At 73.1% G+C, this 12,693-nt stretch carries 13 protein-coding genes; 3 read left to right on the top strand and 10 right to left on the bottom strand.

Annotated features, from left to right (window positions below; genetic code table 11):
- Positions 1-182: 182 nt before the first annotated feature.
- Entirely contained in the window at positions 183-806 is a 624-nt protein-coding gene (locus LUZ64_RS24160) for a hypothetical protein (RefSeq protein WP_232398730.1), read from the bottom strand.
- A gap of 567 nt (positions 807-1,373) precedes the next feature.
- Between LUZ64_RS24160 and LUZ64_RS24155 the strand changes: the two genes are divergently transcribed.
- Positions 1,374-2,183 (top strand): SDR family NAD(P)-dependent oxidoreductase, encoded by an 810-nt coding sequence (locus tag LUZ64_RS24155; protein WP_095581107.1) that lies wholly within the window; start codon positions 1,374-1,376, stop codon positions 2,181-2,183.
- Positions 2,184-2,262: 79 nt separating this feature from the next.
- On the opposite strand, the gene LUZ64_RS24150 is transcribed toward LUZ64_RS24155, so the two are convergent.
- From LUZ64_RS24150 to LUZ64_RS24120, 7 genes are all read right to left on the bottom strand, one after another.
- Entirely contained in the window at positions 2,263-3,261 is a 999-nt protein-coding gene (locus LUZ64_RS24150; protein ID WP_095581108.1) for a sporulation-delaying protein SdpB family protein, read from the bottom strand.
- Entirely contained in the window at positions 3,255-3,872 is a 618-nt protein-coding gene (locus tag LUZ64_RS24145) for an SdpA family antimicrobial peptide system protein (RefSeq protein WP_232398728.1), read from the bottom strand. The genes LUZ64_RS24150 and LUZ64_RS24145 overlap by 7 nt, the downstream gene beginning before the upstream one ends.
- An 88-nt stretch (positions 3,873-3,960) precedes the next feature.
- Positions 3,961-4,650, bottom strand: a complete 690-nt coding sequence (locus tag LUZ64_RS24140) for a sporulation delaying protein family toxin (protein WP_095581110.1) — start codon at positions 4,648-4,650, stop codon at positions 3,961-3,963.
- A gap of 175 nt (positions 4,651-4,825) precedes the next feature.
- Entirely contained in the window at positions 4,826-5,188 is a 363-nt protein-coding gene (locus tag LUZ64_RS24135; protein ID WP_095581111.1) for a GntR family transcriptional regulator, read from the bottom strand.
- A gap of 2 nt (positions 5,189-5,190) precedes the next feature.
- Positions 5,191-6,180, bottom strand: a complete 990-nt coding sequence (locus tag LUZ64_RS24130) for a hypothetical protein (protein WP_095581112.1) — start codon at positions 6,178-6,180, stop codon at positions 5,191-5,193.
- A gap of 153 nt (positions 6,181-6,333) precedes the next feature.
- Positions 6,334-7,509, bottom strand: a complete 1,176-nt coding sequence (locus LUZ64_RS24125) for a serine hydrolase domain-containing protein (RefSeq protein WP_095581113.1) — start codon at positions 7,507-7,509, stop codon at positions 6,334-6,336.
- Between the two features lie 80 nt (positions 7,510-7,589).
- The gene (locus tag LUZ64_RS24120; protein WP_232398724.1) at positions 7,590-7,922 is read right to left on the bottom strand and encodes a DUF4190 domain-containing protein; all 333 of its coding nucleotides are present in this window, start codon (positions 7,920-7,922) and stop codon (positions 7,590-7,592) included.
- Between the two features lie 257 nt (positions 7,923-8,179).
- Here LUZ64_RS24120 and LUZ64_RS24115 point away from each other — a divergent pair, with 257 nt between their 5' ends.
- Positions 8,180-9,457: a sensor histidine kinase gene (locus tag LUZ64_RS24115; protein WP_095581114.1), complete on the top strand. Its 1,278-nt coding sequence runs from the start codon at positions 8,180-8,182 to the stop codon at positions 9,455-9,457.
- Positions 9,454-10,287: a response regulator transcription factor gene (locus LUZ64_RS24110; protein ID WP_232398723.1), complete on the top strand. Its 834-nt coding sequence runs from the start codon at positions 9,454-9,456 to the stop codon at positions 10,285-10,287. The genes LUZ64_RS24115 and LUZ64_RS24110 overlap by 4 nt, the downstream gene beginning before the upstream one ends.
- 101 nt (positions 10,288-10,388) lie before the next feature.
- Here the strand turns inward: LUZ64_RS24110 and LUZ64_RS24105 are convergent, their stop codons facing one another.
- Together LUZ64_RS24105 and LUZ64_RS24100 are read right to left on the bottom strand one after the other, a co-directional pair.
- Positions 10,389-11,093, bottom strand: coding sequence for a hypothetical protein (locus LUZ64_RS24105; protein WP_232398721.1), 705 nt, complete (start codon positions 11,091-11,093; stop codon positions 10,389-10,391).
- A complete protein-coding gene (locus LUZ64_RS24100; protein ID WP_232398719.1) occupies positions 11,077-12,396 on the bottom strand; it encodes a streptophobe family protein in 1,320 nt (439 codons plus the stop codon). The genes LUZ64_RS24105 and LUZ64_RS24100 overlap by 17 nt, the downstream gene beginning before the upstream one ends.
- Between the last annotated feature and the right edge of the window lie 297 nt (positions 12,397-12,693).

The raw sequence follows: 12,693 nt of genomic DNA, 5'->3' as shown, positions 1-12,693 counted from the left end.
TGGCGCGGAGCCGCGCCCGGGCGTACGGGCGGCGGATCCGTGGCGTCAGGGGTGCGGGGCTCCACCGCCGCGGCCGCCGGATCGCGCGACCGGGCACCTGTCGGGTGCCGGATGTCTTGGCGGGATCGCGAAGGGTTCGCCGGTCATGGCCACTGTCTTGGCGTCCGGCGAGGGCACGGCCTTCAGCGCTGGCTGTTGCGGAAGCCGATGATCACCGCGCCCCACCAGCACACCTGGGACACCAGGGCGGTGCCGGCCCCCCAGACCAGGAAACGGCGCGGCGGCTGTGCGCCGGGCCGCCGGTCGGCCATGCGCCGGTTCAGCAGGCCGGCCTGCAGCCCGTTGAGGGACAGCAGGAGCACCATCGCCAGCTTGACCCGAGTGAGCGCCGAGGCGGTGTCCGGGTGAAGCAGCATGCCGCTGCCGACCAGCCCCGTCAGGCCGGCCCAGATCGGTGTGTGCAGCCGGGCCGCGCCGTCGAGAGCGTCCGTCAGCGTCATGCGGCCGATCATCCACAGCAGGCCGTAGTAGTCGGCGACGAGCACGGCTCCGAAGCCCAGCACCAGCGTCGCCAGGTGCGCGAAGAGTGCCGTGGTGTGCAGCGAGGCGTCCGCCCGCAGATGTCCCGACACCCAGACCGCGACACCCCACGCCGCGCACACGGCCGTCGCGGCCCCCGCGACCGTCCACCACGAGTCGTACAGCCCCACGGGCCGGGTGCGCCGGACGCTCCTCGCCCAGCCGGGCGCCCGCTGACGGGGAGACGGGAGGGGCGCCGGCGGGTCGTGGGGCAGGGCGGTGGACACACTTCTCCGATCGAATAAGGCGAGGCTTACCTCACCTGTGGTGAGTGGTCACTATGACTGGCGAAGCCGTTGATCACCATGCGTGACGACTGTTGTGACCACCTCGTTGCCGATCCGAGACCGTCGACGAGGTGCCGTGCCCGTCGGCCGGCCGCGCCGTCAGCGCCCCCCGTCTCGCGGTATTCGGGCGCCTTGGCTCCCTCGGCGGCCCCGACGGCCCCGCATAAGGGCGGCGTCAGGAATGCGGTGCGCTGGTTGAACCCGGGATGGCGGACTCATTGAATGGACGGCGTGAACAGTTCCTCGCGCCATGGCGACCGGCCGCCCCGTACGGCGCCACCGGGTCCCGCGCGTTGTTCGCCGCCCGTGCGGTGAGCGCGGCGCACCGAGCGCTCCGCCCCGCACTTCCGACCGCGGTCCGCTGACGTCGGCCGCGTCGGTTCCCTGTTCCCTGCACCCGCTCGCCGGCGCTTCCCCGAATGCCCGGTGACGCGTTCCCGTTCGCACGACAGCCCCCATCGCCGGTGGAGCGCTGTCGCGCTCGCCTACATCCCGGAGTGGATCGTCATGTCTTCTGTCTCGCCCGCTCCCCGCACCGTGCTGGTCACCGGTGCCACCTCCGGCATCGGCTGGGAGACCGCCCGATTGCTCGCGGTCCGGGGCTGCACCGTCATCGTGCACGCGCCGGACGTGATGCCCGGGCGCGACGCCCTCGACCGGCTGGTGGCCGCCGGCGTCGACGCCTCGCGCCTGTGCCTCGCCGTCGCGGACTTCTCCCGTCTCGACGAGGTACGGAGCATGGCCGCCCGCGTCGCCGACGGACACCCCACCCTGGACGTCCTCGTCAACAACGCCGCCCTGGTCGCCCCCGAACACCGCACCATGACCGCCGACGGCAACGAACTCTCCCTCCAGGTCAACTTCCTGGCCGCCTATCTCCTCACCCACGAGTTGTCCGGACCGCTCTCCGCCCGCCCGGGCAGCCGTGTCGTCAACGTCTCCTCCGCCATGCACCGCACGGCCTCCATCTCCTGGGACGACCCCCATCGAGCCAAGCGCTACTCCCGCCTCGCCGCCTACGCCCAGTCCCGGCTCGCCCTGACGATCTCCGCCCGTGAGAAGGCCCCCTGGACCTCCGTCAGCGTCCACCCCGGCATCTGCGACACGGCCCTGCTCCCGCTCTACGCGCACGAGGGCGACCCCGCCGCCGACGGCGCGCAGCGGGTCGCGCGCCTGTGCGACCCGGCCACCGAGGTCGTCCCGGGTGCCTACTACGACCGCACCGCGCTCTCCCCGGCCGCCCCGGTGGCCATGGAGGAGCGCACGGTCCGCCGCCTGCGCAAGCTCGCCGACCAGCTGCTCGCCAAAGCCGCCTGAGCCTCCACGGCATGGGGCCGGGCTCCACACCCTCCTCGGGTGCGGAGCCCGGCCCCACCGCCGTATGCGCGGGCGCGGGCTACGAGACCAGCGGCCGAGGTGCGGTCGGCGGCGAGGCGGCCCCCGGGGTCGCGGGTGAGTTGTCGTCCGGCGGCGCGGAGGCGCATGCCGTCGCCTTCCGTCGCGAACGGCCGGTGGCGAGCAGCGGGAAGCCGTGTCCGACGGGGGTCAGCAGGAGGAAGAGGCCGGCCCACATGGCGAAGGCGAAACTCCACAGGCCCATCAGGACGGCGATGCCGAGGTGGAACGCGATGCCCAGCGGCAGCAGCGCCCACCGTCTGCGTTGCGGCATCAGGAGCGCCGCGGCCAGGGCGAGCTCCAGGGCGACGGGCACCCAGGTCAGGGCGGCGACACCGGCGGGGGAGCGGACGACCGGGTCGGTCAGGGGGCGCAGCCACTCGGGGAAACCGAACGAGGAGTTGTTCGCCCAGTAGTACATGGCGCTGCCGTCGGCCCATTCGGTGTGGGGGAGTTTGGCCACGCTCGCCTGGAAGTAAAGGAAGGCCATCTGGAGGCGGGCGACGGTCCACGCGCTGGTGCCGAGGAGGGCCCAGCCGCGGGTGGCACGGGTGGACGGCACGCCGGCCGCGGGGCTCTCGGGCGTCTGCCAGTGCCAGCGTCGTCCGTCGCCGAGCGCGACGAGCGCCAGCAGCAGGGAAAGGATCCAGGTGATCTGGTCGCCGCCGTCACCGATGGCGATGCCGGAGAAGACGCTGAAGCTGATGTAGGCGTGCGGCAGGGCGGTGAACCGCGGTCGCCAGCCGGAGGCGACGACCAGCAGGATCACCACGGACAGCCATCGCAGCAGGTCGAACTGTCCCCGGGGTACGAGGCAGAACGCGCCGCCGGCCCTCATGCCCTGGCACAACGGGTACGCGCCGATTGTCACGACGGGCCGGAAGAGGGTGGCCGTGCTGCTGAAGGCCAGCGTGCCCGCCGTCCCGAGGGCGAGCAGGGTGCGGGCGAGCCCGTAGGCGTTGCTCCAGGGCAGCGGGATGCCGCGGGCGCGGGTCAGCATATGACGTCCAGGGTGAGGAAGCGCTCGGGTGTCGCGCGCTCGTCGACGAGGTCGCGCCAGGCCCAGGGGACGGGCTTCTCCTGGACGAGCGCGACGCGGCCGCAGACCGTCGGTTCGGGGGAGGGGTTGTCGACGTTCCGGGTGGGCCGGGCGCCGGTCAGGCAGTCGGCGAGTTCCTCCTCGCACTCCTTCCAGTCCTTCTTCTCGGCCAGGTTGAGCAGGAGGGAGATCTCGATGCCCTGGGAACGGGAGGCGCGGTCGAGGCCGAAGGCGTTGCGGGGACTGGAGTGCGGTGTGAGGGCCAGGGAGGTCCAGGTGTCGTTCGTGGCCTGCCGGTAGGGCAGGACCTCCACGTCCCGGGGCGACTTGGTGAAGAACGCCCAGCCCTGCGGGGCGACGTCGGCGACGGTGGAGCGGGCCTGCTTCTGGCCGGGCAGGGAGATCACGTTCTTGGGCACGTGGACCTGGGCCACGTAGAGGAACACCACGCTCCAGACGGCGGCAACGGCGAGCACCGAGCGCCCGGAGACCTGGACGCGGTGCGGCGCGGTCCCGTGCGTGGCTCTGCGGAGGGAATTGCGGAACCCTGGGGTTCCTTGGGGGCGTATCACGTCGTCATCCCGGTCGTGGGTGGTCTGGGTGTGGGCCGGGCGGCCGGCGTGGCCCGGCCCACGGAGATGCTGTTCCGCCGTGCCTGGGTCAGGCGGCCTTGAGGATGTTCGTCACGGTGGCGACGGCCTCGTCGTGGCCGAGGGCGGTGTCGTCGCCCTGGGGCGCCACGCTCCAGAACCAGTTCTTGGCCTTGACGAAGTTGGCGCCGACCGCGACGGTCACGGTGACCGCGGCGGCCGCGGCCGTCACGGCGGCGGCGACGTGGACGACCGCGCCGGCGACGGCGACGAACGTGCCGCACATCTGGCCGTTCCGGACCGGCTGCGCCGAGTCCTCGGCGTCGGTCTTCTCGGCGATCGACAGCAGCTTGGTCTGCGCGTCGTTGACGGCGGACTCGACCTTGCGCGGGTCACCGCTGCGGGTCTTCTTGGCGAAGCCGGCGAAGAAGCCGGGGTACTTCGCCTCGATGGCGTCGTCGACCGCCCGGGCGACGCGTGCGGAGTCCTTGGCGTCGGCCTTGGCGAGTTCCTTGCGCATCTCGCTGAACATCGGGCTCTTGGCGAGGTCGGCGCCGACCTTGCCCTGGCCGAAGAACAGGCCGTTGAAGACGGCCTTGCCGTCCTCGGTCGCGCTCGGGCCCGGCTTGGCGGGCGCGGCCTTGACGGTCCTGGCGTGGTCGGTGGTGCTCGGTGCGGCGGCGGCCGTGACGCCGGTGAAGCAGACCGCCGCGGCCGTCAGGCCACCGACGATGCCGGCGGTGCGCCGGTTCATCTTCATGGGAGTTCCCCCTCGACTGTGGTGTGGCGGTCCCGTGGGCAGCCGACCGGTCGGCTGCCCACGGGACACGTGATCATCGGCGAGGAACTTTTCCACTGCCGGGAAGCAAGATCGCCGGTCGTCGGGGGTTTCTTATGCGTTCTTGATGTCGTAATCGGCGCCCATGTACGGAAGTTCAGGTTCCGTCGGTGAGGGACTTTCGGACGAGGGCGAGCAACTCGTCGTCGCTCAGTCCGAGCACGCGGGCGTCGGCGACCAGCCGGCGGGCCTGGGTGACGAGCAGGGCCCGTCCGGCGGGAGATCCTCCGGTGACGACCGCTCCCCGGCCCCGGCGCAGCTCGATCAGCCCCTCGTCGCGCAGCCGCTGGTAACCACGCAGTACCGTGTGCATGTTGACACCCAGCGACCGGGCGACCTCGCGGGCGGGAGGCAGACGTTCACCGGTGTGTACGGAGCCGTCGGCGATGGCGCCGCGGACGGCGGCGGCGATCTGGTCGCCGAGCGAGAGCGGCAGGGAGGGGTCGACACGGAAGAGCACGGTCACCCTCCGGCGGGAGTCCGGCGTTCGCGGTCGGCCAGGGCGTTGAGCAGTGCCGCCGCGGTGGCGGCGTCGTCCACGGTGACGACGAACTCCTTGCCGGTGGCGAGCGTCGCGACGAGGGCGTCGCCGGTGCGCAGCACGATGCCGCTGGCCCCGGGGCGGATCCGGTAGCCCCAGCCGCCGAATTCGCGGAACGGGCTGACGGGACGGTTGCCCGCTTCGGCGATGCGCTCCAGCGGGATGTTGAGACGGGGCCAGGAGGCGAAAGTGGGTGCCACGGTGATGCCGCGCCGGTCGGCGGTGACGCGCGCCCCGGTCAGCAGGGCCAGGGGGGCACCGGTGACCAGCATGGGCAGGGCGGACAGCCACCCGGTGGTGATCCCCACGACGAGGCCGGCGGCCAGCACGAGTACGCCGGTGGCGGGCAGCACCCGGGATCCGGTGGTGCGGGACCAGACGGCCGTCTCGGACGCGCCGAGCGAGAGGCGCGCGGCGTCGGCCGGGGGCTCCGAAGAGGCCTCGCCCTCCTCGACCCGGCCGCAGATCAGCCAGCCGAGTGCCGCGTAGACCGCCGCGGCTCCGAAGGCGAGAGCGGCTTGAAGGCCGGGCAAGGTGACCGACTCGGGGTCGTCGACATCGGCGTTGGCCAGCAGCACGGCGACGACCAGCCACCCGGTCAGCACGGCGACGGCACCGCCGATGACGGCGATCACCCGCTGAGGTCCGGGGTTCGTCCGCATCCAGTGGACGAGCCCGCCGAAGAGCACCGCGTCACCGATCAGCACGCCCAACGCGACGGCGAGGAAGGATCCTTGCCCCGAGAAGCCGTCGGCCTCCCCGCCCGGGCCTATGTGGGTGGCCATCCTCCCGGGCAGACGGTCGCGCAGGGAGAGGAACGCGGAGAGGACGCCGGCGGCGGCCAGGAGGGACGGTGTGACGGTGACCAGGGAGCGACGAGCGTTGACGGGCAGGTGCCGGGTTCGCGGCATGACAACACCTCCATTTGTTCGCATAGTAATAGAACAAGTCTCGCGGAGGAAGATGTTCATGGGCGGCGCGGACGCGCCCCGGAGGCCCGGTTCCGCGACGAGCCGACGGAAGCGTCGCGGATCACTCGCATCGCACCGGCGCCCGGCCGTGGTTCAGCGGCACAGGGCCGTGTCCACGACACGCTCCACGCGCTTCATGGTCCCCTTGTCGGTCGGCTGCGTGGTCACCGCCACGGAGGCGGCGCGGCCGTCGTCGGTGGCGCCGCCCCGGGTCTCGTAGCCCGTGGTGCTGCCGCCGTGGCCCCAGTACACGCCTCCGCACGACAGCGGTGTGCTGACGAGCCCCAGTCCGTAACGGGCGCCGGAGGCGAAGGGCTCTCCGGCGGGGACGGTGGTGCGCATTAGGGCGAGCTGGGCCGCCGGGAGGAGGCGGCCGCCGAGGAGCGCGGCGTGGAACCGGTTGAGGTCGGAGTTGGTGGAGATCAGCTGGCCCGCCGCCCAGCCCCAGGAGGGGTCCAGCTCCGTGCCGTCGCGCAACGGCGCGCCCGCCGCCTCCTGGTAGTAGCCCTTGGGGTGGGGTTCCCGGATGGTCACGTCACCGGGGGCGGGGAAGTAGGTGTGGCGCAGCCCGGCGGGCCGGATGACGCGCCGGTCGATTTCCTCGGCCAGCGGCCTTCCGGTGATCTTCTGGACGAGGAGGCCGGCCAGCACGTAATTCGTGTTGCTGTACTCCCATTTCGCCCCGGGGGCGAAATGGGCCTTGTGCCGGAGAGCGAGGTCCAGGAGTTCGCGGGGCTCGTAATACCGGACGTCGTCACCGAGGTATTCGACATAGTTCGGGAGCCCGCTGGTGTGCTGGAGGAGCTGACGGACGGTGATGCGGCGCCCGTCGATGCCCTCCCCGCGGACGAGGCCCGGCAGATGGGTGTCGATCGTGGCGTCGAGGTCCACCTTTCCCTCACCGACCAGTTGCAGTACGACCACCGCGGTGAACGTCTTGGTGTTGCTGCCGATCCGCACCTGCCCGTCCCTGGGCACCTTCGAACCGGTGGCCAGGTCGCCCACCCCCGCGGTGTAGGTGCGGGTACGGCCCTCGCGGTCCTGGACGCTCGCCAGCGCGGCGGGCAGGCCGTCGGCGCGCACCAGTGAGCTCAGGCCCTGCCGGACGGTGTCCGGGCCCGCGCCGGCGGACGCCGCGGGCGAGGCCGGGACGCCCGTCGTCATGACGCCCAGCGTGGCCACGGCGGCCGCGGCCCGCACGGCTCCGCGCCGGCCGCCCGGCCGTCGCTCGGAGGAACGGAACTTCTGCCACATACCGCGCTCACGCATGAGCCGACTCCTAGGGATTCATCGGGAAGACGTCAGGGGCCGACCGGCCGGGACCTGACGGGAGGGGGAGGTGCCTGCGCTCAGCCTTCGCGGAGCTGCTGGTGGACGCACTGCTTGTACTGCCGGAAGCTGTCGGGCCGGTAGCAGTCCTGCGTCTTGTTCGCGAACCAGACCATGAAGAGGGCGGCCAGGACGGACACCATGATCGCGAGCGACGAGGTCACCACGGCGGTGACGGCCTGTCCCCGGCCGGCGCCGGTCCGCCCGGCCCTCATGAGGGCGACGAGGCCCAGGACGAGACCGAGGACGCCTAGCGGACCGCCCACGAAGAGGACCGAGGTGACCAGGCCGGTGATGCCCAGCACCATGGCGGCCACGGCCAGGCCGTTCCCGCCGGCCGGCCCTGCCGGCACGCTCCCGGCCGATGCCGTGTGACGCGGCGGCATCTCCGTCCCTGGTATCCCCGACACCCTCGACGCCCCTGACATCTCCGACGTCTCCATCCCCCGTGTGTTCATCCCTCGTGTGTTCATCAGCCGTCCTCCGGTCAATTGCTCAGGGCACGATCCTGGCTTTCGGAGTCCCGGGTGCGCATCGCGGGAAGGCGGGAAAGAGCACTCCCCCGATCGAGGGAGGTCTTCGGCGGACCATCCGGGCATACTGGCCGATCATGATCAGGGGAATTCGGTCGCTGTTGCGCGGCTCCACGTATTCGGGTGCGTTGTTCGCGTGGTGCGGCGCGTCGGCGAGCCTTCTGCCGTTGCCTTTCGCGACGCTTCCGGCGCTGGTGTGGAGGTCCGCTCCCTACGGTGTGCGGATCGGGCTGACGCTGCTGTCGTGGGCGGTGCTGATCGGTGCGACCGGGCTGGCCCGCACCACGCGGCGGGCGCTGATCGTGTGCGCCCGCCGGATGCTGGGGGTGCCGTTGCCCGACCCCGCGGGCGTACGTCGCCGGCCCGCCGCCTCACCCGGCACCGCGCCCACTCCCACCGGGCCGCCCGGCGCCGACCGCTGGCGGACCCCTCTGTGGCTGCTGCTGCATGTGGCACTGGGGTGGACAGGGGTGATGGTGAGCGGGCTGCTGCTCCTCATGGGTCTGGCCCTTCCGTTCGGTGCCGAGGCGGGGCTGAGTCTCCTCGGCCGGTCGGCGCGGGTCGCCGGTGGTGGCTGGCAGAGCTGGGTGGCGGCGTTCGGCTGCGTGCTGTCCGCGGCGGCCGGATGCCTGGTGGTGACGCGTGCCCTGCGGTGGCTGGCGCCGAGGCTGCTGGGGCCGTCGGCGGCGGAGCGGCTCGCGCTGGCGGCCGAGCGGGAGCTGGCGCTGGCCGAACGCAACCGGCTCGCCCACGAGTTGCACGACTCGATCGGGCACACGCTGACGGCGACGACGATCCAGGCGGCGGTGGCGGGGGAGGTGCTCGCCGCCGACCCGGTGGCGGCACGGGCCGCCATGCGCAGCATCGAGGAGTCGGCGCGGGCCGCGCTGGAGGACCTGGACTACGTGCTGGGCGTACTGCGTGAGGAGAAGGCGGGGACGGCGCCCACCCGGACGTTGGCCGACCTGCCCGATCTGCTGGAGCGGTTGCGGCACGCGGGCGCGGTGGTGGAGCCCGAGCTGTCGGGCGAGCTGACGCGGGTGCGGGGAACGCTCTCCCGGGCGGCGTACCGGATCCTCCAGGAGGGGCTGACGAACGCGTTGCGGCATGGGGCGGGCGGTCCGATCGAGGTCCGGGTGGCGGCCGCGACGGACGGGCTGGAGCTCAGCGTGGTCAACCGCACCAGGGCGGGGGCGGAGGCGGGCCCGGTCCACGGCGTCTTCCCGACGTCCGGGCACGGCCTGCCCGGGCTGGCCGAGCGCGTACGGCTGCTGCACGGCGAGATCGAGGCCGGCCCGGAGGGGCCGGAGCGCTGGCGGCTGGCGGTCCGGCTGCCGGTACGGTTGTCGGCATGATCGACTCCGCCGCGCGCGCGGCCGCCGCGACCGGCTCCGGCGTGAGCGCACCCGTCGCGACCACCCCCGGCACGAGCGCACCCGTCATGACCCGCCCCGGCGCCGGCCCCGCTGTCACACTCCCCGCTCCTCCCCCTACCGCCGCTGCCACCGGTCCCGCCGGCACCGCCGTCACCCTCCTGATCGCCGACGACGACGAGGTGACCCGTAGCGGTCTGCGCGTACTGCTCGCGGCACAGCCGGGGATCGAGGTGGTCGGGGAGGCCGTGGACGGCGTCGAGGCACTGGAGCAGGCGCGGCGGCTGCGGCCGGACGTGGTCCTGATGGATGTGCGGATGCCGCGGTGCAACGGGATCGAGGCCACCCGGCAGCTGCTGGGCGGGCCGGCCGGGCCCGCCGGGCCCCCGAAGGTCGTGGTCATCACCACCTTCGAGAACGACGACTACGTCACCGCCGCGCTCGGCGCGGGGGCCAGCGGCTTCGTGCTCAAGCGGCTTCCGGTCCAGCGGATCGCGGAGGCGGTACGGGTGGTGGCGGCGGGCGAGGCGATCCTCTTCCCGGCGGCTCTGCGCCGGATGGTCGCCGCCCGCCCGCTGGAATCCGCCGAGGCGCTGCCGCGGGCGGCGCTGACGGGGCGGGAGGAGGAGGTGCTGCGGCTGATGGCGACCGGTCTGTCCAACCCGGAGATCGCGGCGTCCCTCACGGTGAGCCTGGAGACGGTGAAGACGCACGTCGGGAACGTGCTGACCAAGCTCGGCGCGCAGAACCGGACCCACGCGGTGGTGATCGCGTACGAGTCCGGTCTGGTGGTGCCCGGGTTCGCGGGCTGACGCGGCCCGGGTACGCGCGCGTACCCGGGCGCCGGCCGCCCGTGACCGCCCCGAGCGGGGCGGCTCACACCGATCGCCGCCGCCCGCCCGGGCAGGACGCGCTAGAGACCCGTCACGTACCACTGCCGGGGCGAGGGCCCCCGCAGGTACAGATGCCGCCCGCGTCCTACGGGGCGCGCGTACCGCTTGAGCGGTGCGCCGTCGGGGAAGGTCAGGCGTGCTTCTTCGATCAGGAGGGCTTCGTCGCCGGTCAGGCGGCAGCGGTGGAGCAGGTCATGTCGCCGGTCGCCGCCGAGCGTGAGGATCTCGTCCTTGTGGACGGCCATGCCCGCCGGTGCGGACACCGGCGTCCTCCGTAGCCGGACGTGCCCGTCGGTACGGGCCTCGAGCAGCGCGAACGCCGGGTAGTAGCAGGCCCACGCGACACCGTCGCCGACATTGAAGGCGTAGACCGTATCGATGTGTTCGGCCCCCTCGGGAGCCGCGTACCTCCACAGGCTGTTGCCTCCGCTGTCCCAGCGCACCAGACCCGCGGCGCTGATCGGGTCCACGTAGACGCCTTCGTCGAAGTAGGCGCTCCAGATGTGGTGCCGACGGTCCCCCATCATGAACCCGACCGCGCGCCCCATCGCGAAGCCGTGCCGGCGCCGGCCGTCGCGGCCGTAGATCTGGGCGTTCCGCTCTCCCGCGGCGTCGTGACCCTGCAGGACGAACCGCCCGTTGGGCAGCGCGTCCAGGTGCGTTACGTGCAGACCCACCTCGTGCGGCGTCCGTTCCCGCACCGCGTGGTTAGGGTTCGCGTGCACCCTCCGTCACCTCCGCCATATCCCCCCGGCGCCGTACCCGTCGGGCGAGCACGCCGCCCAGGAATCCCGCGATCAGCCCCCAGAGCAGCCCGAGGCCCAGCAGCGGGAGCCACCGTGGCCGGAGCGACACCTCACCACCGAAGGCGCCCAGGTCGCCGATGCCCAGCAGGGAGAGTCCGAAGCGGGCGGTGATGCCGGTCAGGGCGGCGATCACCAGGAGGGTGACGGCGAGGGCCACGGCCAGCCGCGCGCCGTGCTGCCAGGAGCGGGTGCGCGGGGACGAGCGGACGGCCATGAGGAGACCGGCCGCCAGCAGGGCCAGGGCCGCGACCACCAGGAGCAGCCAGGCACGGCCGTCCTGCTGGGCGAGGGAGGAGAGGTTCACCGCGCCCTTGCCGTCGCGCTCCCGCAGCACCGCCGCGAGGGCCTTGGGCACGGGCAGGCCGATGTCGGGCGCCCGGCCGTCCCAGGTGCCGCCGAGACCGACGCCGAAGGCGAGCCAGGCGAGGTTGGGCAGCCCCAGCAGCAGGACCGCGGCGGTCTCCGCCGGGTGGCCGCGCACGAGGAGCACGACCACTCCGGCGACCAGACCGAGCACCACGTAGGACAGCAGGACCGCGAGCATCGCGAACGCGGCTGGCCGGACCGGCTCCTGGAAACGCAGCAGCCGGGAGGGCAGCGGTGTCCTGCGGGACACGGCGACGGCCACCGCCAGCAGTACCAGCAGCCACATAAGCCCCAGGGTGACGGTCGGTCCCACCGCGGCCCGGAACCCCACCTCCGGCGTCACGCCCAGGGCGTCGCCGATGTCCCCCAGATCGCCCAGGTCCCCGAGGTCCCCGACCTCCGTGCCGCCCAGGTCGACGCGGAACGTGTGCCGGGCGGCGAGACAGATCAGCAGGAGCGCGACCAGCCACAGCAGGGCCGTCCGGGCGACGCGGGCGAGCAGTTCGCGGCCGCTCGCCACCGCCCGGTGCCGCAGCGGGCGCAGGAACACCTCGGCCGTCACGACCGCGCCGGCCAGCGTCACCGACAGCGGCACGACGTCCAGCCCCGCCGCCGTACTGCCCAGGAAGCCCGCGCCGCCGGACAGTTCGACCGTGCCGCCCACCGCCGCGACCACGGTCGCCGCGACGACGGCCGGGAACCCGCCGGGCAGACCGGTCGCACCGGCCGCCCAGAGGCCGAGCGCGGCGGTCACGAACAGGGCGGCCACGCCCGCGGCGACCGCCGCGAACGCGTCCCACCAGGCGCGCAGGGCGTGCCGCGGCGGCTCCGGCGCGGCACTCGGTGGCTGACTCACGCTGCCTCCGTCACTTGTCGGTCAGTGGTCGGGCGATGGTGCGTGTTTCGCCCGCTCCCACCGGTTACCCGTTCGCTCACGGCGTCCGCCCGGTCCGTTCGCCCATGGCCTCCGCCCGACTCGACCGCCCTGGGGCGTGGGCCTTCGCCACCGGGCGCGGACGGCCCGGAGCTTCAACGTAAGCCTCCGGACGGCGGCCCACCCGTCGGACGGGCGGCCCCGGACGTCCGCTTGCGGCACCCGAGGGTCTGCGGCACAGAATGGCCGATGGGGGCGCATCAGGTGCAGAGCAGGCAG

This window comes from Streptomyces albireticuli (assembly GCF_021228125.1).
Classification (GTDB): domain Bacteria; phylum Actinomycetota; class Actinomycetes; order Streptomycetales; family Streptomycetaceae; genus Streptomyces; species Streptomyces albireticuli.
The sequence above is the reverse complement of the archived record's forward strand: the minus strand, read 5'-3'. Positions and strand labels throughout refer to the sequence as shown.

Excerpts from the sequence above, each read along its gene's own strand:
- LUZ64_RS24155 (WP_095581107.1), top strand. The coding sequence starts at position 1,374 with ATGTCTTCTGTCTCGCCCGCTCCCCGCACCGTGCTGGTCACCGGTGCC.
- LUZ64_RS24150 (WP_095581108.1), bottom strand. The coding sequence starts at position 3,261 with ATGCTGACCCGCGCCCGCGGCATCCCGCTGCCCTGGAGCAACGCCTAC.
- LUZ64_RS24140 (WP_095581110.1), bottom strand. The coding sequence starts at position 4,650 with ATGAAGATGAACCGGCGCACCGCCGGCATCGTCGGTGGCCTGACGGCC.
- LUZ64_RS24130 (WP_095581112.1), bottom strand. The coding sequence starts at position 6,180 with ATGCCGCGAACCCGGCACCTGCCCGTCAACGCTCGTCGCTCCCTGGTC.
- LUZ64_RS24125 (WP_095581113.1), bottom strand. The coding sequence starts at position 7,509 with ATGCGTGAGCGCGGTATGTGGCAGAAGTTCCGTTCCTCCGAGCGACGG.
- LUZ64_RS24115 (WP_095581114.1), top strand. The coding sequence starts at position 8,180 with ATGATCAGGGGAATTCGGTCGCTGTTGCGCGGCTCCACGTATTCGGGT.
- LUZ64_RS24110 (WP_232398723.1), top strand. The coding sequence starts at position 9,454 with ATGATCGACTCCGCCGCGCGCGCGGCCGCCGCGACCGGCTCCGGCGTG.